Genomic DNA, 21,202 nt, shown 5'->3' with positions numbered 1-21,202 from the left:
CCACCGGCGGTGCCGCTCGGGCCTGCCGCTCGCGCCGCCCTAGCGGGCGAAGACCCGCGCGCCCCCCACGAACGTCTGCTCCACCCCCGTCGAGCAGATCTCCTCCGCGGGGCCGTCGAAGGGATCGCGGTCCAGGACCACCAGATCCGCCAGATACCCGGGCGCGATCGTCCCCGTCTCGTGGTCGAGATGGTTCGCATACGCGGTGCCCGCCGTGTACGCCGCCAGCGCCGCGCCCAGGTCTATGCGCTGCTCCGGCAGGAACACCGGGGTCCCCTCGGGTGCTTCGGGCAGCCGCCGGTTGACCGCGACGTGCAGGGCCTGGACCGGGTCGGGGCTGCTGACCGGCCAGTCGCTGCCGGCCGCGAGCACGGCACCGGAGCGCAGCAGGTCGCCGAACGGATACTGGTGTGCCGAGCGCTCCGCGCCGAGGAACGGGATCGTCAGCTCGTCCATCTGCGGCTCGTGCGCGGCCCACAGTGCCTGCACGTTGGCGCTCGCGCCCAGGGCGCGGAAGCGCGGCACGTCCTGGGGGTGCACCACCTGGAGGTGGGCGAGATGCGGCCGCGTATCCGAGAAGCCGTTGGCCTCGCGCGCCGCCGCCACCGCGTCGAGCGCCTCACGGACCGCGCGGTCGCCGAGCGCGTGGAAGTGCACCTGGAACCCCTGCGCGTCCAGGGCCGTCACGTACTTCCGCAGCTCCTCGGGCGGTACGAAGCTGATCCCGCTGTTGTCCGAGGTGCAGCCGCAGCCGTCCAGGTAAGGCGTGAGCAGGGCGGCCGTGTGGTTCTCGGCGATGCCGTCCTGCATGATCTTCACGCTCGTGCAGCGCAGCCGGCCCACCGTCCCCGCCGCGCGCCGCGCGAGCAGTTCGTCGATCTGCTCGATGCCGCGCGCCCGGTCCCACCACAGCGCGCCGACCACCCGCGCGGTCAGGCGGCCGTCGGCGGCCGTGGTGAGATACGCGGGCGTCGGGTCCTTGAGGTTGCCGAGCTCGCCGAGGAGCGCGTCCTGCCAGGCGGTGACGCCGAGCGAGTGCAGCAGCTCCTGCGCGCGCAGCAGACCCGCGATCGTCTCCTCCGCGGTGAGTTCCGGCAGCAGCCGGCCCACGAGGTTGGCCGCGCCTTCCTGGAGCATGCCCATGGGCGCACCGTCGGCGTCGCGCTCGATCCGGCCGTCGGCGGGGTCGGGCGTACGGGCGTCGAGGCCCGCGCGGCGCAGGGCGACGGAGTTGACCCAGGCGCCGTGGTGGTCGCGGTTGGTCAGATACACCGGGCGGTCCGGCACGAGCGCGTCCAGTTCGGCGGCCGTGGGCAGACCGCCGGGGAAGGCCTCCATCGCCCAGCCCCCGCCCGTGATCCACTCGGCCTCCGGGTGCGCTTCGGCGTAGGCGCGGATCCGGCGGCGGTACTCCTCCGGCGTGGTGGCGCCGCTCAGATCGCACTGCCCGAGCTCGATCCCGCCGCCGACCGGGTGCACATGCGCGTCCTGGAAGCCCGGGATCAGCAACTTGCCCCGGAGATCCACGACTTCGGTGCCCGGGCCGATCAGCTCGCGCACCTCGTCGTGCCCGACGGCGACGATCCGCTCGCCCCGTACCGCCACGGACGTGGCCCGCGTACGGGCGGGGGAGAGGGTGTGGGCGGGGCCGCCGGTGAAGACCAGATCGGCGTGCATGCGGAACTCCTTGCGTAGTCGAACGGTGCGGTGGTGGAGGCGCGGCGCGGTGTGCCGGCCGTGCGATCAGAGGGCTGACGGGGGTTCGGGGGCGGCGAGCGAGAAGCCGCCGCGGTCGAAGTACGCAGAGCGCCGGCGGTACTTCGCCCACGCGGCCATCACCAGGCCGGAGAGCACGACACCGGCCGGCACGGCGAGCATGAACCAGCCGTTGTCCGGGCTCAGTTCGAAGTGGTCGCTCATCGTGGCGTAGGAGTGGGCGAGGTAGCCGCCGATGCCGAGCAGCGCGAGCCCGGACAGGCCGGGGGCGAGCACGGAGCGGACGGCGCGGGCCGGCGCTGCGCGCAGGTCGGCGCGGAAGCGGACGGCGCAGGCGAGCGCGGTGAGGCCGTAGTAGAGGGCCACGATCAGACCGATGGAGTTGACCGCGGCGAGGATCATCTCGTTGAGCTTCGGGATGGCCAGGGCGAGCAGGGCCATGAGCGCGGCGACCGCCATGACGGCGACGGTACCGGCGGCCGGCGACCCGTAGCGCGGACTGATCCGCGTCCACAGCGGGCCCATCGTGCGGTCGCGGCCCATCGCGTGCAGACCGCGCGCGGTCGGGATGACACTGGACTGGAGGGAGGCCACGGCCGAGCACATCAGCGCGAGGAGCGGCAGGGTCGCCCACGGCTCGGCGGCCAGCTTCTCGCCCAGATACGTCAGCCCCTGCGGCCCCTGCTCGATCAGTTCGGGCAGCGACATCTCGCGCTGGAAGGCCACCGACCCGTACAGGAAGAGAGCCAGCATCGTGAACAGGGCGATGAAACCGCCCCGTCCCACATCCCGGGTGTCCTTGGTCTCCTCCGTGACGCTGAACGCCGCGTCCCAGCCCCAGAAGAAGAACACCGCGAGCACCAGCCCCTGCGCGAAGGCCGTGCCGTCGCCGATCGCGAACGGATCGAACCACGACCAGGCGAAGCCGTGGTCACCGGTGACGATCGCCCAGCCGCAGAACACCAGGAGCACGGCGTACTCGAAGACGAGCAGCCAGGTCTGGAAGCGGGTGGCGTGCCGGACGCCGGTGACGGCCGTGACGGTCACGGCCACCAGGACGAACAGACCGAGCACCGTGCTCAGCGCCGTGGAGTTGGGATCGAGCCGCAGACCGAACAGGTCGTGCAGACCGGCCTTGTTCGCGAACTGAAGCACCACCGAGCCGGTCACCGCACTCGTGTACGCCATGAAGATCACCGTGCCGACGAGCGTGAACCAGCCCGTCAGGAAGCCGAGCCAGGGGCCGAGCGACTTGCCCACCCACACATAGCCGCTGCCCATGTTGGGCTCGGAGCGGTTGAGCCGGGCGTACGCGGTGGCGATGCCGAGGATCGGCAGGAAGGCGACCAGGAGGATCGCTGGCGCGTGCAGTCCGACGGTCGCGGCGAGCGCGCCCATCCCGATGCCCACGCTGGTGGTGGCGGCGGTGCTGGACGCCGCGAGGGCGACGCCGTCGATGACGCCGAGTGAGCGGCGCAGCCGCGGGGGTGCGGCAAGGGGCGGAGAGCTGTTCATCGTTGAGCTCCTCAGGCCGAGGCAGGGGTGCGGGACAGGGAGTGATGCACGAGCCGAGCGGAGGCGATGAGCCAACAGCCTTGCCAACATTGCGTCAATGGTGTTGACATAAGGGCGTCAGGGAGGACGCGGGCGCTCATCGGCGCCGGGGAGGGGCCGGGATGACTGCGGGACGGGTGCCGGTGGAGCGGCGCAGGCGGCGGCCGACCAAGGCGGGCACGGTGCTCACCGAAGAGCTGATCGTCGACTGTGCGCTGCGGCTCGCCGGGGAGCACGGGGCCGAGGCGCTCAGCGTGCGCCGGCTCGGTGCCGCGCTCGGCTGCGATCCGAGCGCGCTCTACCGCTACTTCCACGACACGGACGACCTGCTGCTCGCCGTCGCGGACCGGATCATCGGCGAGTCCATGGAGGGCTTCGTACCGGAAGGGGACTGGCTGGACGGGCTGCGTGCGATGGCCCGCCGGGTGTACGCGGGCTACAGCAGGCATCCGAGGATCGCCGCCCTGGCCGCGTACCGCGTGACCCGTCGGCCGCACGAGTTCCGGGCCGTGGACACCGGGATCGGCCTGATGCTGGAGGGCGGTTTCGACGAGGCGGACGCCGTACGGAACTACGCGGCCTTCATCGACACGGTGCTCGGCCACGCGGCCCTGGACGCCGCCCATCTCGCGCTCGCGCCCGAGCGCAGGGGCGCCGACACGCGGGCGTGGGCGGATGCGTACCAGGCGCTGCCGTCCGCCACGCATCCCCGACTGGCGCAGGTGCGCGGCCAGTTGCCGCTGATGGGGGAGAGCTCTTTCGAGACGGCGCTGGGGTTGTTCCTGGCGGCGCTCGAGGTGCGGGCGGCCGGTGCGGCCGGCTGACGCTGGGTAATCCGCCCGCGTCAGCGCAGCCGACGGACCGCACTCGCCTCGGCGCGCTCCACGGCCCCTCGGCCGTGGGTGTGGACCAGGGCGAGGTGGAACAGGGCGGGGGCGACCGGCGCCCAGTGGCGCACCCGGTCGGGCCGCAGCAGCTCGCGGATGACCGCGGACGGGCGGAACGGCACGTACTCGATGCTCTGGTGCTCCCACCGGTCGGCCACACCGCGCGAGATGCGGGCACGCAGGCCCTCGCCGTTCAGACCGGTGAGGTGTGCGGTGAAGTGCGCGCTCCACTGGCGCCGTTCCACGTCGAGCACGAAGGCGAGCAGCGTGAGCGTGTACTCGTGCGGCTGCACCGACAGCTCCTCGCGCATGCCCCGTCGCGCCACCTCGTACAGGTCGGGCGCCGTGCGGCCCGCGGAGTCTATGTGGCGCGAGAGGCCCTCGTTCACCGAGGCGCCCCACAGACCGGGTGCCATGCGCACGGTGTCGGCTCGCCGGCTGACGACGAGCAGGTGGTCGGAGGTGACCACGGCCACGTTGATGCCGAAGCTGCACTGGAGGAAGGCCGGGGCCGTCAGCGGGCGGTCGGGGTCGAGGTAGCGGTCGCGCGGGGTGGTGCCGTCGGGCAGCCTGCGGTCGAGCTGCTGGGCCGCGAGGAAGGTGAAGTAGTCGGTGGGACGCAGCCGGAGGCTGATGTCCGGGTGCTCCTCCAGGCTCGTACGGGAGATCTCCAGGCCTTCCACGGCGTACCGGGGACCGTTCCAGATGCGGACGCGCGTGCCGGAGACCTCCGCCTGCTGCTCCGTGCGCTCGATCTCCTCGCGCCACGGCACCATGTCCGGCGGCAGGTCCACCTCTCCTTCGAGGACCTGGACGCGGACCGCGTCCGGGGTGATGGCCTGTTCGCCGTCGCCCTCGACGATGAGGGCGGAGGTGTGCAGCGGGCCGATGGCGAACGTCGACCACGTGGACAGCGGCACGCCGTCCTCGCCGACCGGCAGCCGCCGCAGCCTGGCCGCGGCACGGCGGCGGAGCTTGAACCAGGCGTCCTGGAGCGGCTGTTGGAACAGAGTCGCGAAGAGGATGCCGAGGACTGCTCCGACTATCCCGTTCGCAAGATCGATACCGGTCACGGGTCCGCAGCGTATAGCGTCGGGCGGACGCGGCGGGTGCCCCGCGCGGGACACCGGCCGCATCGGTGGCAGGCCAGGGCCGCTCAGTCCCGTTCGTCCACGATCCGCCGGATCTTGCCCACCGAGCGCTCCAGGGTCTCCGGGTCCACGATCTCCACGCGCACGGAGACCCCCACACCGTCCTTCACGGCCTGCGCGATCGCGTGCGCCGCCGCGGTGCGCTCGTCTCCGGTGGCGTCGGCGCGGGCCTCGGCCCGTACGGTCAGGGCGTCGAGGCGGCCCTCGCGGGTGAGGCGCAGCTGGAAGTGCGGGGCCACGCCCGGCGTGCGCAGGACGATTTCCTCGATCTGCGTCGGGAAGAGGTTCACGCCGCGCAGAATCACCATGTCGTCGCTGCGGCCGGTGATCTTCTCCATCCGCCGGAACACCCGCGCCGTACCAGGCAGCAGACGGGTCAAGTCCCTTGTCCGGTAACGGATCACGGGCATCGCCTCCTTGGTGAGCGAGGTGAACACCAGCTCACCCTGCTCCCCGTCCGGCAGTACCTCGCCGGTGAGCGGGTCCACCACCTCCGGATAGAAGTGGTCCTCCCAGATGTGCAGCCCGTCCTTGGTCTCCACGCACTCCTGCGCCACGCCGGGACCCATCACCTCGGACAGCCCGTAGATGTCGACCGCGTCGATCGCGAAGCGCTCCTCGATCTCCGCGCGCATCTGCTCGGTCCACGGCTCGGCGCCGAAGATGCCGGTCTTCAGGGAGGTGGAGCGCGGGTCGATGCCCTGGCGCTCGAACTCGTCGAGCAGCGTCAGCATGTACGAGGGCGTCACCATGATGACCTCGGGGCGGAAGTCCTGGATCAGCTGGACCTGGCGCGCGGTCATCCCGCCCGAGGCCGGCACGACGGTGCAGCCGAGCCGCTCGGCACCGTAATGCGCGCCGAGTCCGCCGGTGAACAGGCCGTATCCGTACGCCACATGGACGATCTGGCCGGGCCGCCCGCCCGCGGCCCGGATCGAGCGGGCGACCACATCCGCCCAGACGTCGAGGTCGCGCTCGGTGTAACCGACGACCGTCGGACGGCCCGTCGTGCCGCTGGAGGCGTGGATCCGGCGGATCTCCGCACGCTCCACGGCGAACATCCCGAAGGGGTAGTTGTCGCGCAGGTCCGCCTTGGCCGTGAAGGGGAAGCGGGCCAGGTCGGCGAGCGTACGGCAGTCCTCGGGACGGACCCCGGCCTTGTCGAAGGCGGCGCGGTAGTGCGGCACCCGCGTGTACGCATGCTCCAACGTGGCGCGCAGCCGCTCCAGTTGGAGCGCCGCCAGCTGCTCCGCGTCGAGCCGTTCGCCTGCGTCGAACATGTCCGTCATTCCGCGCACTCCCGTCCGACCGATCATTCGGTTGAGCTTCCGGGGTCAGTAATTCAGGAGGCGGGGTGACGGGACAAGGGGTGTGCGGCGACCAGTTGCCGGTGTGGTGCTCCCCCGGGGAACGGGGAGCACCACACCGGACGGGGAGATGACAGGGACGGGTGGTCATCTCCGGGGAGGCGGGGCTACGCGCCGGGCGGCCCCCACAGGCGCCGCTTCGGCAGCGGAGCGGCGTAGCCGCCCGCCTTGCTGGTGGTGAGCCCGAGTGAGACCAGCGACTCGGCGAGCTTCACCGCGGCCGCCACACCGTCGACCACGGGCAGGCCGAGCTTGTCGCCCACGGCCCGCTGGAGTCCGGTCATCCCGGCGCAGCCGAGCACGAGGACCTCGGCGCCCGACTCCTTCGCCCGCTCGGCCGCGGCGACGAAGGCGTCCAAGGTGCGTTCGTCGTCGCCGAGTTCGAGGACACCGAGCCCGGTGCCGAGCACCGCCGAGCAGTTGGTGAACACCCCGGCCGTGTGGAGGCTGTCCTCGATCTGGCCACGGGCCCGGTCAAGGGTGGTGATCACCGCGTATCGCCGGCCGAGCAGGCAGGCCAGATGGGCGGCCGCCTCGGTGATGTCCACGACGGGCACCCCGAGGAGTTCGCGCGCGCCTTCCCGCCCGTGCTCGCCGAACCCCGCCATGACCACGGCGTCGCACTGGCCCTCGTACCGCCGCAGCGTGTCGAGCACCGCCGCCGCCGAGAGGTAGCTGTCCAGCCAGCCCTCCGCCGACTCCGGACCCCACGCCGGGGTGAGGCCGGTGACGGTGGTCCCGGGACTCGCGGCGGCCCGTGCGCCCGCCACGATCTCCTCGGTCATCGACGCGGTCGTGTTGCAGTTGGTCACCAGCAGGTGCATCCGCTCAGGCCTCCGACTCGGCCGCCCGCGGGGCGGGGACGGCCGGGGCCGCGGCGCGCTCGGAGCGGCACAGCGCGGCGTACAGCACCGCGGAGATCGCCACGCCGATGAACCAGGAGTACGGGGCCACCGGGTCGAAGACCGGCGCGAGGGCGAGCACCCCGGTGACGGCCGCGGTCGGGACGAAGGCCCACAGCGCCTTGGGGTTGACGCCCTTGCGGTAGTGGTACGGCGAATCCGGACCGGCGTTGAACAGCTGGTCCACGTCGACCCTGGAGCGCTTGACCCAGAAGTAGTCGACCATGATCACGCCGAACAGCGGGCCGAGGAAGGCGCCCAGGCCGCCGAGGAAGTAGTTCACGACGGTCGGGTTCGAGTACAGGTTCCACGGCGTGACGAGCAGGGCCGCGACCGTGGAGATGAAGCCGCCGACCTTGAACGTGATCTTCTGCGGCCAGACGTTCGCCAGGTCGTACGCGGGGGAGACGAAGTTCGCGACGATGTTCACGCCCATGGTGGCGATGGCGAAGGTCAGGGCGCCGAGGAAGAGCACGAAGGTGTTGTCCACCTTCGCGACGAGCAGCGCCGGGTCGGTGATGGCCTCGCCGTACACCTCCATGCTGCCGGCCGTGACGACCACCGAAAGCACCACGAACGCCGTGGAGTTGATGGGCAGACCCCAGAAGTTGCCGCGCTTGACCGTGCGGTAGTCGGGGGCGAAGCGGGAGAAGTCGCAGAAGTTGAGCATCAGCGTGCCGTACGTGGCGAGGATCAGGCCGATCGCGCCGAACCACAGCCGGACCTGCTCTCCCGTGGAGACCGGGGCGAAGCTGTCGGTGAGCGAGATCGTCCAGTCGGCCTCCGCCAGGATCCACACGGCGAGCGCGATCATCACGACCCAGATCGCGGGTCCGCAGAAGTCCTGGAACTTGCGGACCGACTCCATGCCCTGCGTCATGATCAGCGCTTGCAGCACCCACAGGGACAGGAACGAGACCCACCCGAGGGCGTCGAGTCCCAGGAAGGAGTGCCGAGTCCAGGACTCCAGGCCCGGCCAGGCCGCGAGCAGCATGACGTTCACGGCCACGGAGGCCAGGTAGGTCTGGATGCCGTACCAGGCGATGGCGATCACCGCGCGGATCAGGGCCGGGATGTTGGCGCCCCAGACACCGAAGCTGATCCGGCTGATGACGGGGAACGGGACGCCGTGCCGCTGGCCCATCTTCCCCATGGCGTTCATGCCGATGTAGATCAGGATGAAGCCGACGAGCAGGGAGGTGAAGACCTGCCAGACGCTCATGCCGATGACCAACAGGCCCGCGGCGAAGGTGTAGTTGCCGAGGTTGTGCACATCGGACATCCAGAGCGCGAACAGGTCGAAGACCTTCCAGCGGCGCTCCTTCGCGGGCGCGAGGTCCTCGTTGGTGAGTCGGGGGTCCGGGGTGGTGGGGGCACCCGGAGGGCGCGTGCCGTCGATGACGGACATGGAGCCTCCATCGAAAGGGGGACGGGAGGGTGCACCGCGTTGGCAGGCGCGCAGGATCGGCGCGTTTGGTATACCAACGACGACGCGGGTATCGTCCCGCTGCCACCGGCACTCGGCAATGTCCCGGCGGTTACGACTGGGTAAAAGGAACCGGGGCGGCGGGGTGAAGGGGAGGCTGTCCGCCAGGGACCGTCCGGGTCCGGCCGAACTCCGCTCCCCGGCCCGGAAAATCTCGCCCCCGGCCCCCGCATCGCAGGTCGCGGGCGGTTAAATGTGCGGCATGACCACTGCTGAACGCTCGCTGGGAGCCGTCCGCGAGAAGGTGCTCGCCGAGCTGCGGCAGGACATAGTGGCCGGCCGGCTGCGCCCCGGCGACCGGCTGGTCGAGCGTGAACTCGCCGAGCGCTTCGGGGTGTCGAGGGTGCCGGTGCGCGAGGCGGTGCGGGCCCTGGTCGCCGAGGGGTTCGTGTACTTCGTCACCCCGCGCCGCGCGCTGGTGCGCCGCCTGGACGCCACCGACGTGCAGGAACTCTTCGAGCTGCGCGAGGCGTTGGAGGTGTACGCCGCGGGGCTCGCCGCCGAGCGGGCCACCCCGGAAGGCCTCGCGGAACTGGCGGAGCTCCTGGAACGGGCGGCGATCGCGACGGAGACTCAGGACGGCGAGACGATCACGGACATCAACACCCTGTTCCACGACCGGATCCTGAGCATGGCGGGCAATGGCCTGCTCATGTCGGTGATGGAGCCGGTGGACGGCCGGCTGCGCTGGATGACCCGGCGCAACGAGGAGTGGTCCACCCTCCTCGCGGAGCACCGCGGCATGTACGAGGCACTGGCCTCGGGCGACCCGGAGCGGGCACGGGCGAGCGCCCTGGCGCATGTGCGGACGAACTACCGCCATACGGTGCGGCAGTTGTTCGGGGACGATGCGGAGAGCGGCGAGGCCTAGCGGGCCGGGCGGCGGGGCAGAGGCTGGTGCCAGTCGCCCAGGGTCGTGACGAGCGCTTTGCGGGCGAGCTGACGGACCTCGTCCCACGCGGGGGTGGCCAGGGCTGCGGCCCAGGGGCCGGTGCGTGCGGGGTCGTCGAGCTGCGCCAGCCGTGCGGCGAGCGCCTGAAGGCCGCGCAGGTCCTCCGGCCGGAAGCAGCCGCGCCGGGTGAGCTCCTCGGAGATTCGGCAGTACAGCCCGCCTTCCTCCACGACGTCCGCCGTGTCCACATCGCGCCCGTCGAGCCAGGCGAGTTGAGCGTCGGTGTCGGCCGCGAGCAGGGACAGCCACAGCAGCGTCTGCCGGCGCAGCTGCGCATCCCCCAGGTCGTTCACCCCGGTCGCCGCACCATGAACACATCCACCGGATCCGCCGACTCCAGGACGAACCCGTGCCGCTCGTAGAGCCGCCGCGCCGGGCTGCCCTGGAGCACGTTCAGGCGCACCGTGTCGCCGGCCGCGTCCGTGCGCGCGAGCAGGGTGCGCAGGACGGCGCTCCCGACGCCGCGTCCCTGCACCTCGGGCCGGAGATAGAAGTGCTCCAGCCACCAGCCGTCGTCACCGGGGCGGAGCGCCACACAGCCCGCGAAGTCGCCCTCGTACAGGATCACGGAGGTGTGCTCGGGACAGTACGCCGCGCGCAGGCGCTCGCGGACGCGGTGGGGGTCGTACCGGCCGAGGCGTTCGAGGTCGGGGCGCATGACGACCGCCCTCAGGTCGAGGATGCGCTCCAGGTCGGCCTGTCCGGCGTCCCGCAGCGTGATGGCGGGCGAGGGGGAGCCGGTGGGGTCGGCCGTGTTCGCGTTGTCGCGGCCCGCCTGCGCAGATGTCGTCACCCGAGCAGTGTGCCAACGGCGGCGACGAGGGCGGCAGCCGGGGCGTCCGCCGGTGGAGAACTGCCTTGCGGACGGAGGGTGCTCGCGGTGAGGATCCCGCCATGACCGCCTTCAGCGCCCCCGACGGAACCCGCCTCGCCTACCGCACGACGGGCTCGGGTGAGCCGCTGATCTGCGTGCCCGGCGGGGCGATGCGCGCCAGTGCCTACCTCGGCGACCTCGGAGGTCTCGCCGCGCACCGACAGCTGGTACTACCCGATCTGCGCGGGACCGGCGCCTCGGAGATTCCGGCCGACCCCGCCACGTACCGCTGCGACCGTCAGGTGGCGGACATCGAGGCGCTGCGCGTGCATCTCGGCCTCGACCGCATCGACCTCCTCGGCCACTCGGCGGGCTCGAACCTCGCGCTCCTGTACGCGGCCGCCCACCCGGAGCGCGTCCGCCGGCTCGTGCTCGTCACGCCCACCCTGTGGGCTGTCGGCATCGAGGTCACGCCGGAGCACCGCCGCGAGGCCGCGCTGCTGCGGTCCGGGGAGCCGTGGTTCGAGGCCGCATGGCCCGTGTTCGACGCGCGGCTGCGCGGCGAGGAGACGGAGGGCTGCTTCGAGGCCTTCTTCTACGGGCGCTGGGACGCGCAGGCGCAGGCGCATGCGGCGAGCGGGGCGGCCCAGGTCAACGAGGAGGCCGCGGTGGCGTACGGCTCCGAAGGCGCCTACGACCCGCCGGCCACGCGCGCCGCGCTCGCCCGCCTGGACGCGGAGGTGCTCGTGCTCTGCGGCGAGCTGGACGGAGGCCCGCGCCCGCAGGTGGCCCGTGCACTCGCGGAGGTGCTGCCGCAGGCGCAGTTCGACGTGCAGGCCGGGGGCGGGCACTTCCCGTGGCTCGACGACGCGGGCGCGTTCCGCCGTACGCTCGCGGCCTTCCTCGATCCGTCCGTACGCAGCGTCCGGACGCCGCGCGGACGGCTGGCGTACACCGTGACGGGCGCCGAGGACGCACCGCCCGTCGTGCTGGTCCACGGGCGGGGCGCGGACCGCCGCGACTGGGCGCACATCGCCGCCGGACTCGCGGCGGACCACCGGGTGTTCGCACCGGACCTCACCGGCCACGGGCTGAGCGACTGGCCGGGCAGCTACTCCTTCGCGGGGTTCCGCGAGGACCTGCGGACGTTCATCGAGGCGCTCGGGCTGCGGGGCGCGACCGTGATCGGCCACTCCATGGGCGGAGCCGCGGCCTGGCTGCTCGCGCAGGACGCGCCCGGACTGATCGGCCGCCTGGTCCTGGAGGAGGCGCCCGCGATGGTGCCCCTCGACCCGCGCCGCGGTCCGGCCGAACACCCCGGCGGCGACCTGGACTTCGACTGGCCGGTCGTCCCCGCCACGGACCGCGATCTCAACGATCCCGATCCGGCCTGGCGCGCGGGCCACGAGCGGATCACCCCGCCCACGCTGGTGATCGCGGGCGGCGCCAAGAGCCACGTCCCGCAGGACCAGATCGCCGCGATGGCGGCGCGCATGCCCGACGCCCGCCTCGTGACGATCGAAGCGGGACACCTCGTCCACGAGGAGCGGCCGGACGCATTCCTGCGGGCACTCGCGGAGTTCGGCGTCTAGGACACGGCTGCTGCCCGACCCCGCCTGTCGTACGCGAAGAGGGGGCCCGCCCCGCGGACCCCCTCTCTCACGACGGCATCAGCTCACAGCCCCGCGTCCTTCTCCGCCAGCGCCTTCGCCCACCGGTAGTCCGCCTTCCCGCTGGGGGAGCGCTGGATGGTGTCCGTGACCACCAGCTGGCGCGGGATCTTGTAGCCCGCGACGTGCGTACGGCAGTGGGTCTGGATGTCCTCAAGCGTCAACGCCGGGGCACCTTCGCGGAGTTGGACCACCGCGGCCACGTGGTTGCCCCACTTCGGGTCAGGGACGCCCGCGACCAGCGCGTCGTAGACGTCGGGGTGCGACTTGAGCGCCTGCTCGACCTCTTCGGGGTAGACCTTCTCGCCGCCGGTGTTGATGCACTGCGAACCGCGGCCGAGCACCGTGACGATGCCGTTCTCGTCCACCGTCGCCATGTCGCCGAGCAGCACCCAGCGCTGGTCGTCCTTCTGGAAGAAGGTCTCCGCCGTCTTCTTCGGGTCGTTGTAGTAGCCGAGCGGTACATGGCCGCGCTGGGCCAGGCGGCCCACCTCGCCCACCGCCACCGGCTCGTAGGTGGCCGGGTCGACCACCTGGGTGCGCTCGTTGACCTCGATGCGGAAGCCCTTCTCGGGGCCCGAGTCGGCGGTCGCCCGGCCGTTGGAGCCGGACTCCGACGAGCCGAAGTTGTTGAGCAGCATGACGTTCGGCACCAGCTCCTGGAACTCGGCGCGGACCGTGTCCGACATGATCGCGCCGGAGGAGGAGAGGCTGAACAGGGAGGACATGTCCGTGCCCTTGCACGGGCCGCGCAGCGCGTCCACCAGCGGGCGGAGCATCGCGTCGCCCACGAGGGAGACGCTGAAGACCTTCTCCTTCTCGATGGTGCGCAGCACCTCCTCGGGCACGTACTTGCGGTGCAGCACGACCCGCTGGCCGTAGTCGAAGGCCACGAAGGTCGTGAGGGTGGAGGTGCCGTGCATGAGGGGAGGGGTGGGGAAGAAGGTGAGGCCCGCGCTGCCGGCCGCCACCCGCTCGGCCAGCTCCTCGGGCCGCTGCACCGGCTCGCCCGAGGGCGCCCCGCCGAACAGGCCCGCGAAGAACAGGTCCTCCTGGCGCCACATCACGCCCTTCGGCATGCCGGTGGTGCCACCGGTGTAGATGATGAAGAGGTCGTCGGCCGAGCGCGGTCCGAAGCCCCGTCCGCTCGATCCGGAGGCCTCCGCGTCGGTGAACTCCACGAGGTCGAGGGCCGGTGCGCCCGCGGGCGCCTGGCCCACCCGTACGAGATGCCGCAGCTTCTCCGTCTTCGGCAGCGCGGCCGCCACCCGCTCCGTGAACTCGGCGTCGAAGACCAGCGCCGCGAGGTCGGCGTCCCGGTAGAGGTAGACCAACTCCTCTTCAACGTAACGGTAGTTGACGTTCACCGGGACGAGCCGCGCCTTGAGGGCCGCGAGCATCGTCTGCACGTACTCGATGCCGTTGTAGAGGTGCAGGCCCAGGTGTTCGCCGGGCTTCAGGCCCGAGGCGATCAGATGGTGGGCGAGGCGGTTGGCGGCCTCGTCCAGTTCGCGGTACGTGAGCCGGCGCTCGGCCCCCGTACCGGGGTGGTCGACGTAGACGAGCGCCTCGCGGTCCGGGACCACGTCGACGATCGACTCGAACAGGTCGGCAAGGTTGTACTCCACCGTTCCTCCTGACCCCGGACAGCACCCCGGACACACCCCGGCACTTCTCGATCCGGCGGTCATTAGACCCCCGCTCCGGGCAACTGGGAAGGGTGCCGGACAAGAAATCTGACTGGCTGTCAGAAAACTATTGAACTGGAACACCACCTACTGCAACCTGTTCTAGGTCTTGAGGTCGACACAGCCGTGGGAGGCAGCACATGGGCGGGACCGAACACCTCACCGTGGAGCGCAGGGGCGCGACGCTGGTGCTCACCATGAACCGGCCCGAGGCCAAGAACGCACTGTCGCTGCCGCTGCTCGTCGGCCTCTACGACGGCTGGCTGGAGGCCGACGCGGACGACTCGATCCGCTCCGTCGTGCTGACGGGCGCGGGCGGCGACTTCTGTGCGGGCATGGACCTGAAGGCGCTGGCGGGCAAGGGCATGGACGGACAGCAGTACCGGGAGCGCATGAAGGAGGACCCGGATCTGCACTGGAAGGCGATGCTGCGCCACCACCGGCCGCGCAAGCCCGTGATCGCCGCGGTCGAGGGCTACTGCGTCGCCGGCGGTACGGAGATCCTCCAGGGCACCGACATCCGGGTCGCGGGCGAGACCGCCACCTTCGGGCTCTCCGAGGTCAAGCGCGCGCTGTTCCCCATCGGCGGCTCGACCGTACGGCTCCAGCGGCAGATCCCGCGCACCCACGCCCTGGAGATGCTGCTCACCGGCCGCCACTACAGCGCCCGGGAAGCCCTCTCGATCGGCCTGATCGGCAATGTCGTTCCCGAGGGCGGCGCGCTCGACAAGGCGCTCGAGATCGCCGAGATGGTCAACGCCTGCGGTCCGCTGGCCGTCGAGGCGGTCAAGGCCTCCGTGTACGAGACCGCGGAGATGACCGAGACCGAAGGGCTCAAGTCCGAACTGGAGCGCGGCTGGCCGATCTTCGCCACCGAGGACGCCAAGGAGGGACCGAAGGCCTTCGCCGAGAAGCGCCCGCCCGTCTACAAGCGCGCCTGAGCCCGGCCGCCCGCCCCCTCACGCAAGGAGACCCGCACGTGCCCGAACTCCTGAAAGCCCCCCTCGTCGTCGAGTTCCCCTTCACCCGCTCGCTCGGCCCGGTGCAGAGCGCGTTCCTGACCGGGCTGCGCGAGCGCACGGTGCTCGGCGTGCGGACGAGCGACGGCAAGGTCCTCGTGCCGCCGGTCGAGTACGACCCGGTCACCGCCGACGAACTGCGCGACATGGTGGAGGTCTCGGCCACCGGCACCGTCACCACCTGGGCCTGGAACCCCGAGCCCCGCCGCGGCCAGCCCCTCGACAAGCCCTTCGCCTGGGTCCTGGTGAAGCTCGACGGCGCCGACACCGCGCTCCTGCACGCGCTCGACGCCGAAGGCCCCGACGCTGTGCACACCGGCATGCGGGTACGGGTCCGCTGGGCCGAGGAGCGCTCCGGTGCCATCACCGACATCGCCTGCTTCGAACCGTACGACGGCGAGGCCGGCACCGAAGCGGCCCCGCACGACGGGCAGTTCGAGGACCGGGTGAGCGGCATCGTCGCCCAGGCCCGCCTCGACTACACCTACTCGCCCGGCCGCGCCCAGTCCGCGTACATCACCGCCGTCGCCGAACGGAAGATGGTCGGCGAGCGCTGCCCGTCCTGCGCCAAGGTGTACATCCCGCCCCGCGGCGCCTGCCCCACCTGCGGGGTCGCCACCCGCGAAGCGGTCGAGGTCGGCCCGCGCGGCACGGTGACCACCTTCTGCATCGTCAACGTCAAGGCCAAGAACCTCGACATCGAACTGCCCTACGTCTACGCCCACATCGCGCTGGACGGCGCCGACCTCGCCCTGCACGGACGCATCGCCGGCATCCCGTACGACCAGGTGCGCATGGGCCTGAGGGTCGAACCCGTCTGGACCGAGGGCGGGCGCTACCCCGACCACTACCGGCCCACCGGCGAGCCGGACGCCGACTACGACACGTACAAGGAGCTGGTGTAGATGCGAGAGGTCGCGATCGTCGCCTTCGCGCAGAGCGACCAGGTGCGCCGCTCGGACGAGCAGTCCGAGGTCGAGATGCTCATGCCCGTCCTGCACTCCGTGATGGAGCAGACGGGCCTGAAGACCAGCGACATCGGCTTCACCTGCTCCGGCTCCTCGGACTACCTCGCGGGCCGCGCCTTCTCCTTCACCATGACCCTGGACGGCGTCGGCGCCTGGCCGCCGATCTCCGAGTCGCACGTCGAGATGGACGGCGCCTGGGCCATGTACGAGGCCTGGGTGAAGATCCTCACCGGCGAGGTGGACACCGCGCTCGTCTACTCGTACGGCAAGACTTCGCCCGGCTCCGTCCGCGATGTCCTCACCCGCCAGCTCGACCCGTACTACGTCGCCCCGCTCTGGCCGGACGCGGTGGCGCTCGCGGCGCTCCAGGCCCAGGCGCTGATCGACTCGGGCGAGACGGACGAGCCCGCGCTCGCCTCCATCGCGGCCCGCAGCCGGGAAGCGGCCGCGGACAACCCGCACGCGCAGCTCAAGGGCGCGGTGGAGCAGGGCGACTACGTGGTCCGGCCGCTGCGCAAGGGCGACTGCCCGCCCATCAGCGACGGGGCAGTGGCCGTGATCCTCGCCGCCGGGGACAAGGCGCGTGAACTGTGTGCGCGGCCCGCGTGGATCCGCGGCATGGACCACCGCATCGAGGCGCACAGCCTCGGCGTCCGCGACCTCACCGACTCGCCCTCGACCCGGCTCGCGGCCGAGCGCGCCGGCGCCTTCGAACGGCCCGTGGACACCGCGGAGTTGCACGCACCCTTCACCTCGCAGGAGGTCGTGCTGCGCAAGGCGCTCAAGCTCGGCGACGAGGTGAAGGTCAACCCGTCCGGCGGCCCGCTCGCCGCCAACACCATGATGGCCGCGGGCCTGCTGCGCATCGGCGAGGCCGCCGCCCGGATCCACCGCGGCGAGTCCGACCGCGCGCTCGCCCACGCGACCTCGGGGCCCTGCCTCCAGCAGAACCTGGTCGCCGTACTGGAAGGGGACGCCCAGTGAGTGCCGGAAAAGAACCGGTGGCCGTCGTCGGCATCGGCCAGACCAAGCACGTCGCCGCCCGCAAGGACGTTTCCATCGCCGGACTCGTCCGCGAAGCAGCCCAACGGGCTCTCGCCGACGCCCAGTTGACCTGGGCCGACATCGACGCCGTCGTCATCGGCAAGGCGCCCGACTTCTTCGAGGGCGTCATGATGCCGGAGCTCTACCTCGCCGACGCGCTCGGCGCGGTCGGCAAGCCGATGCTGCGGGTGCACACCGCCGGCTCGGTCGGCGGCTCGACCGCGCTCGTCGCCTCGAACCTCGTCGCCTCGCGGGTGCACCAAACCGTGCTCACGCTCGCGTTCGAGAAGCAGTCCGAGTCCAATGCGATGTGGGGCCTGTCGCTGCCCGTCCCGTTCCAGCAGCCGCTGCTCGCGGGCGCCGGCGGTTTCTTCGCCCCGCACGTGCGCGCGTACATGCGGCGTACCGGAGCACCGGACCACATCGGCTCGCTGGTCGCGTACAAGGACCGGCGCAACGCCCTGAAGAACCCCTACGCGCATCTGCACGAGAAGGACATCACCCTGGAGAAGGTGCAGTCCTCGCCGATGCTGTGGGACCCGGTGCGCTACTCCGAGACCTGCCCCTCCTCCGACGGCGCCTGCGCCATGATCCTCACCGACCGTGCGGGCGCGGCCCGTTCACCGCAGCCGCCCGCCTGGATGCACGGCGGCGCGATGCGCTCGGAGCCGACGATGTTCGCCGGCAAGGACTTCGTCTCGCCGCAGGCCGGCAAGGACTGCGCGGCGGACGTCTACCGGCAGGCCGGCATCAAGGACCCGCGCCGCGAGATCGACCTCGCCGAGATCTACGTGCCCTTCTCCTGGTACGAGCCCATGTGGCTGGAGAACCTCGGCTTCGCCGAGGAGGGCGAGGGCTGGAAGCTCACCGAGTCCGGCGTCACCGAGATCGAGGGAGATCTGCCGATCAATCCGTCGGGCGGGGTGCTCTCCACCAACCCCATCGGCGCCTCCGGAATGATCCGCTTCGCCGAGGCCGCGCTCCAGGTGCGCGGGCAGGCCGGCGAGCACCAGGTGGACGGCGCCCGCAAGGCCATGGGCCATGCGTACGGCGGCGGTTCGCAGTTCTTCGCCATGTGGCTGGTCGGTTCGGAGCCGCCGCAGAGCTGACGTCAGGGGTGCCGGGCGGGCCGTCCTCCTTCCGTGGCCTGTCCGGCACCCGCGGTGCTCGCTAGTCTGGCGGGCGGACGACAAACCGGGAGGAGCAGGGACGTGGCCGAGAGCACCACCACCACCCGACAGCACCCGCTCGAGGGCTGGGAGAAGCCGGACCTCGACTTGAGCCGGGCCGACTGGCAGTCGGGCACCCGCAACCAGGGGGATGTGCAGATCGCTTTCGTCGAGGGCTTCATCGCGATGCGCAACGGCGGCCGGCCCGAGAGCCCGTCCCTGATTTTCACGCCCGCCGAATGGCGGGCGTTCGTACTGGGGGCGCGGGACGGCGAGTTCGACCTCACGTAGCGGCGGCGGGCGGACCCCGGGACCGTGCGTACCGCCGGTCCGCCACGGCCCTGTCTCTCGTAGATCCCTACGAAGTCGCGGCTCCGAGCCGCGCGGCTCTTCATGCCTTCACGTCCTGGCTGACCAGGCCCGCCGGGCGATGTACTCCTCACACGACGGCGGCACACCGCCGTGAACCGACGATGTGCGGGGACACGACGCGATGACTACGCAGAGCACGCAGCTGTACGACGGGATCGGCGAGGCGTTCGAGGGCTTCAAGGCGTTGCCGCTGGCGCAGTACGGGGAGGTGCCCAGCGTCCTGGCCCTGGTCGGGGACGTGACGGGCAGGTCGGTCCTGGACCTGGCGTCCGGGACCGGCTTCTACAGCCGCGAGTTCAAGCGGCGCGGCGCCGCGGACGTCCTCGGCATCGACATCTCCACCGAGATGGTCGCCGTGGCCCGGCGCCTGGAGGAGGCGGCGCCGCTCGGGGTGCGCTACGAAGCGGGCGACGTGGCCGAACTGCGCGAGCTCGACGAGCAGTTCGACCTCGCCGTCGGCGTGCAGCTCCTCAGCTACGCCGCGGACATCGCCGCCATGGAGCGGATGTGCCGCAACATCCACCGCAGCCTCAAGCCGGGCGGACAGTTCGTCATCCTCAACCAGTCGCCCGACTTCCGCTTCGACGGACCCTCCATCGACAAGTACGGCTTCCGCAGCGAACTGACCGGCGAGGAGGCCGAGACCGGTCCGCTGGCCCGCCTGACCGCGCACCTGCCGGGCCACCCGGTCAGCTTCGTCACGCCGCGCCCGCGCCGCGAGGTGTACGAGAACTCCCTGACCGCGGCCGGGTTCCGCGACCTCGAATGGGTGCCGCTGCACATCTCGGAGGCGGGGATCAAGGAGTACGGCGAGGAGTTCTGGGCGGACCTGTTCGTGAACCCGCCGCTGGAGCTGCTGCGCTGCCGGGCCTGAACCGGCTCGGGACCGCGCGGGCCGTACGGCGTACCGGTGGCGACCGCGGGGCGGACCGGTACCCGTCCGCCCCGGCACCTCCTCACCGCAGGACCACACACCCCCGCCGCTCCAGCACATCGAGCACCGAGCAGTCCCCGTCCAGCGGATTCCAGCGCAGGTCCAGCTTCTCCAGCGCGGGCAGACTGAGGAGCCAGCCGGGCAGGTCCCGTACCTGATTGGACCGCAGATCCACCTTGCGCAGGAGAGGCAGCTCCCGCAGCCCGGCCGGGACCTCGGAGAACAGGTTCTCCCGGAGCTCGACCTCGCGCAGCTCCGTCAAGTGGCTGGTGCCCGGCGGGAGTTCGGTGAGCCGGTTGCCGCGCAGCCACAGCTCGCGCAGGGCACCGAGTGCGCCCAGACTGTCCGGCAGGCGGGTCAGGCGGTTGTGCTGGGCGCGCAGCTCCACCAGCGACTTCAGACCGCCCAGTTCGTCCGGCAGTGCGGTGAGGAGGTTCTCGCCGACGTTCAGATAGCGCAGCCGCGTCAGCCGCCCGAGCGCCTCGGGAAGAGCGCTCAGGTAGTTGTCGTGCAGATAGAGGAAGCGCGAGAGCCCGCTGAGGTCGCCGAGTTCCGGCGGCACCTCGGTGAGGCGGTTGTGGCCGAGATCCAGAGTGTGGAGTTGCTGGAGCGTCCCGATGCGGGAGGGCAGGACGGTCAGCGCGTTGTCCGGCAGGAGCAGCACTTCCACGTCCGGCTGCCACACGTCGTCGGGAATCTCGGTGAGACCGGCCCGCCAGTAGTCGATCCGCGTCACCTTCGGTGCTCCTCGTCTCTCGCCGTGGCGGCGCCCGTCGGGCGATGTGCCGGCACTTTTGTCCGCCGTACGGGTCACGGCCACAGCAGCTGCCTGCGCCAACTGCCGTCCCCCGTGCGGAGATACGCGAGGCGCGTGTGCCGGCGCTCCTTGTCGCCCTGCCAGAACTCCACGGACTCCGCCCGCACTGTGAGCAGCCGCCAGCCCTCCGGTGCGAGGCCGGGGTCCTCCTCCACGCGGGCAAGCGACACGGCGACGGCCGCGTCCCGCGACGCGAGGTCGTCCAGGGGCTGCGACTGCCGGGCGAGCAGCGACTCGGCCCGCGCCCCGACCCCGCGGGCGAGGAAGTCGGCGCGCGAGGCCTCGGCGCTCTCGGGTGTGACCGGCCCGCGGACCCGCACCTGCCGGGCGAGCTCCGGCCAGTAGAAGGTCAGTGCCGCGTACGGCCGCTCGGCGAGGTTGCGACCCTTGACCCCGCCGCTGTCCGAGGCGAACTGCCAGCCGCCGGCCTCCACGTTCTTGAGGATCAGGACGCGCGCCGTCGGGTTGCCATCCGCGCCGGCCGTCGAGAGCGTCATCGCATGCGGCTCGCGCACACCGGCCTCCAAGGCGTGCAGCAGCCACTCGGTGAACAGCTCGTCGGGTGTCGCGGGCGCGGCGTTCGGGTCGAATAGGGGCAGTTCGCCCGCGAACACCTCGATGCCCCGCAGCACTTGCCGCAGATCCCCGGCCATGCGCGCACCTCCGCCACCCACCAGACCTAATGCTTGGTG

20 protein-coding genes are annotated in these 21,202 nt (G+C 71.5%); 9 read left to right on the top strand and 11 right to left on the bottom strand.

The window, feature by feature from the left end; all coding sequences use genetic code 11:
• Positions 1-39: 39 nt before the first annotated feature.
• Together BLT97_RS15410 and BLT97_RS15405 are read right to left on the bottom strand one after the other, a co-directional pair.
• Positions 40-1,677, bottom strand: a complete 1,638-nt coding sequence (locus BLT97_RS15410) for an amidohydrolase (RefSeq protein ID WP_093610357.1) — start codon at positions 1,675-1,677, stop codon at positions 40-42.
• Between the two features lie 66 nt (positions 1,678-1,743).
• Positions 1,744-3,231, bottom strand: a complete 1,488-nt coding sequence (locus BLT97_RS15405; protein ID WP_093610355.1) for an APC family permease — start codon at positions 3,229-3,231, stop codon at positions 1,744-1,746.
• Positions 3,232-3,392: 161 nt separating this feature from the next.
• Here BLT97_RS15405 and BLT97_RS15400 point away from each other — a divergent pair, with 161 nt between their 5' ends.
• Positions 3,393-4,094: a TetR/AcrR family transcriptional regulator gene (locus BLT97_RS15400; protein ID WP_093610353.1), complete on the top strand. Its 702-nt coding sequence runs from the start codon at positions 3,393-3,395 to the stop codon at positions 4,092-4,094.
• Between the two features lie 20 nt (positions 4,095-4,114).
• Here the strand turns inward: BLT97_RS15400 and BLT97_RS15395 are convergent, their stop codons facing one another.
• From BLT97_RS15395 to BLT97_RS15380, 4 genes are all read right to left on the bottom strand, one after another.
• Positions 4,115-5,230 carry a hypothetical protein gene (locus BLT97_RS15395; protein WP_093610351.1) on the bottom strand — a complete coding sequence of 372 codons (1,116 nt, stop codon included), beginning with the start codon at positions 5,228-5,230 and terminating at the stop codon, positions 4,115-4,117.
• 83 nt (positions 5,231-5,313) lie between these two features.
• Complete coding sequence (paaK, locus tag BLT97_RS15390; protein WP_093610349.1) at positions 5,314-6,597, bottom strand: phenylacetate--CoA ligase PaaK; 1,284 nt, start codon at positions 6,595-6,597, stop codon at positions 5,314-5,316.
• A 185-nt stretch (positions 6,598-6,782) separates the two neighbouring features.
• Complete coding sequence (locus BLT97_RS15385) at positions 6,783-7,499, bottom strand: aspartate/glutamate racemase family protein (protein WP_093610347.1); 717 nt, start codon at positions 7,497-7,499, stop codon at positions 6,783-6,785.
• A gap of 4 nt (positions 7,500-7,503) precedes the next feature.
• A complete protein-coding gene (locus BLT97_RS15380; RefSeq protein ID WP_093610345.1) occupies positions 7,504-8,985 on the bottom strand; it encodes an NCS1 family nucleobase:cation symporter-1 in 1,482 nt (493 codons plus the stop codon).
• Between the two features lie 280 nt (positions 8,986-9,265).
• Between BLT97_RS15380 and BLT97_RS15375 the strand changes: the two genes are divergently transcribed.
• Complete coding sequence (locus BLT97_RS15375; RefSeq protein ID WP_245769344.1) at positions 9,266-9,934, top strand: GntR family transcriptional regulator; 669 nt, start codon at positions 9,266-9,268, stop codon at positions 9,932-9,934.
• Here the strand turns inward: BLT97_RS15375 and BLT97_RS15370 are convergent.
• Both BLT97_RS15370 and BLT97_RS15365 read right to left on the bottom strand, forming a co-directional pair.
• The gene (locus BLT97_RS15370; RefSeq protein WP_093610341.1) at positions 9,931-10,308 is read right to left on the bottom strand and encodes a hypothetical protein; all 378 of its coding nucleotides are present in this window, start codon (positions 10,306-10,308) and stop codon (positions 9,931-9,933) included. The two genes, BLT97_RS15375 and BLT97_RS15370, sit on opposite strands and share 4 nt — an antisense overlap.
• Positions 10,305-10,673 (bottom strand): GNAT family N-acetyltransferase, encoded by a 369-nt coding sequence (locus tag BLT97_RS15365; RefSeq protein ID WP_093610898.1) that lies wholly within the window; start codon positions 10,671-10,673, stop codon positions 10,305-10,307. Before BLT97_RS15365 ends, BLT97_RS15370 begins: the two co-directional genes overlap by 4 nt.
• A gap of 236 nt (positions 10,674-10,909) precedes the next feature.
• On the opposite strand from BLT97_RS15365, the gene BLT97_RS15360 reads away from it, so the two are divergent.
• Complete coding sequence (locus BLT97_RS15360; protein ID WP_093610339.1) at positions 10,910-12,421, top strand: alpha/beta fold hydrolase; 1,512 nt, start codon at positions 10,910-10,912, stop codon at positions 12,419-12,421.
• A gap of 83 nt (positions 12,422-12,504) precedes the next feature.
• Here the strand turns inward: BLT97_RS15360 and BLT97_RS15355 are convergent, their stop codons facing one another.
• Positions 12,505-14,127: an acyl-CoA synthetase gene (locus tag BLT97_RS15355; protein WP_093610337.1), complete on the bottom strand. Its 1,623-nt coding sequence runs from the start codon at positions 14,125-14,127 to the stop codon at positions 12,505-12,507.
• A gap of 200 nt (positions 14,128-14,327) precedes the next feature.
• Between BLT97_RS15355 and BLT97_RS15350 the strand changes: the two genes are divergently transcribed.
• The 6 genes from BLT97_RS15350 (at position 14,328) to BLT97_RS15325 (ending at position 19,633) form a co-directional block, all read left to right on the top strand.
• The gene (locus BLT97_RS15350; protein ID WP_093610335.1) at positions 14,328-15,128 is read left to right on the top strand and encodes a crotonase/enoyl-CoA hydratase family protein; all 801 of its coding nucleotides are present in this window, start codon (positions 14,328-14,330) and stop codon (positions 15,126-15,128) included.
• A 38-nt stretch (positions 15,129-15,166) separates the two neighbouring features.
• Positions 15,167-16,111 (top strand): Zn-ribbon domain-containing OB-fold protein, encoded by a 945-nt coding sequence (locus BLT97_RS38900; protein WP_093610333.1) that lies wholly within the window; start codon positions 15,167-15,169, stop codon positions 16,109-16,111.
• Positions 16,112-17,158, top strand: a complete 1,047-nt coding sequence (locus tag BLT97_RS15340; RefSeq protein ID WP_093610331.1) for a thiolase domain-containing protein — start codon at positions 16,112-16,114, stop codon at positions 17,156-17,158. It begins immediately after the preceding gene.
• Positions 17,155-18,327, top strand: coding sequence for a thiolase domain-containing protein (locus tag BLT97_RS15335; protein WP_093610329.1), 1,173 nt, complete (start codon positions 17,155-17,157; stop codon positions 18,325-18,327). The genes BLT97_RS15340 and BLT97_RS15335 overlap by 4 nt, the downstream gene beginning before the upstream one ends.
• Before the next feature lie 102 nt (positions 18,328-18,429).
• Complete coding sequence (locus BLT97_RS15330) at positions 18,430-18,678, top strand: DUF397 domain-containing protein (RefSeq protein ID WP_093610327.1); 249 nt, start codon at positions 18,430-18,432, stop codon at positions 18,676-18,678.
• A gap of 202 nt (positions 18,679-18,880) precedes the next feature.
• A complete protein-coding gene (locus BLT97_RS15325; protein WP_093610325.1) occupies positions 18,881-19,633 on the top strand; it encodes a class I SAM-dependent methyltransferase in 753 nt (250 codons plus the stop codon).
• Positions 19,634-19,715: 82 nt separating this feature from the next.
• On the opposite strand, the gene BLT97_RS15320 is transcribed toward BLT97_RS15325, so the two are convergent.
• On the bottom strand, positions 19,716-20,420 hold the full coding sequence (locus BLT97_RS15320) for a leucine-rich repeat domain-containing protein (protein ID WP_093610896.1): 705 nt from the start codon (positions 20,418-20,420) through the stop codon (positions 19,716-19,718).
• Between the two features lie 83 nt (positions 20,421-20,503).
• Positions 20,504-21,163 carry a pyridoxine/pyridoxamine 5'-phosphate oxidase gene (locus BLT97_RS15315; RefSeq protein WP_093610323.1) on the bottom strand — a complete coding sequence of 220 codons (660 nt, stop codon included), beginning with the start codon at positions 21,161-21,163 and terminating at the stop codon, positions 20,504-20,506.
• Positions 21,164-21,202 lie beyond the last annotated feature (39 nt).

This window comes from Streptomyces indicus (assembly GCF_900100315.1).
Lineage (GTDB): Bacteria > Actinomycetota > Actinomycetes > Streptomycetales > Streptomycetaceae > Streptomyces > Streptomyces indicus.
This window is presented reverse-complemented; position numbering and strand designations above follow the sequence as displayed.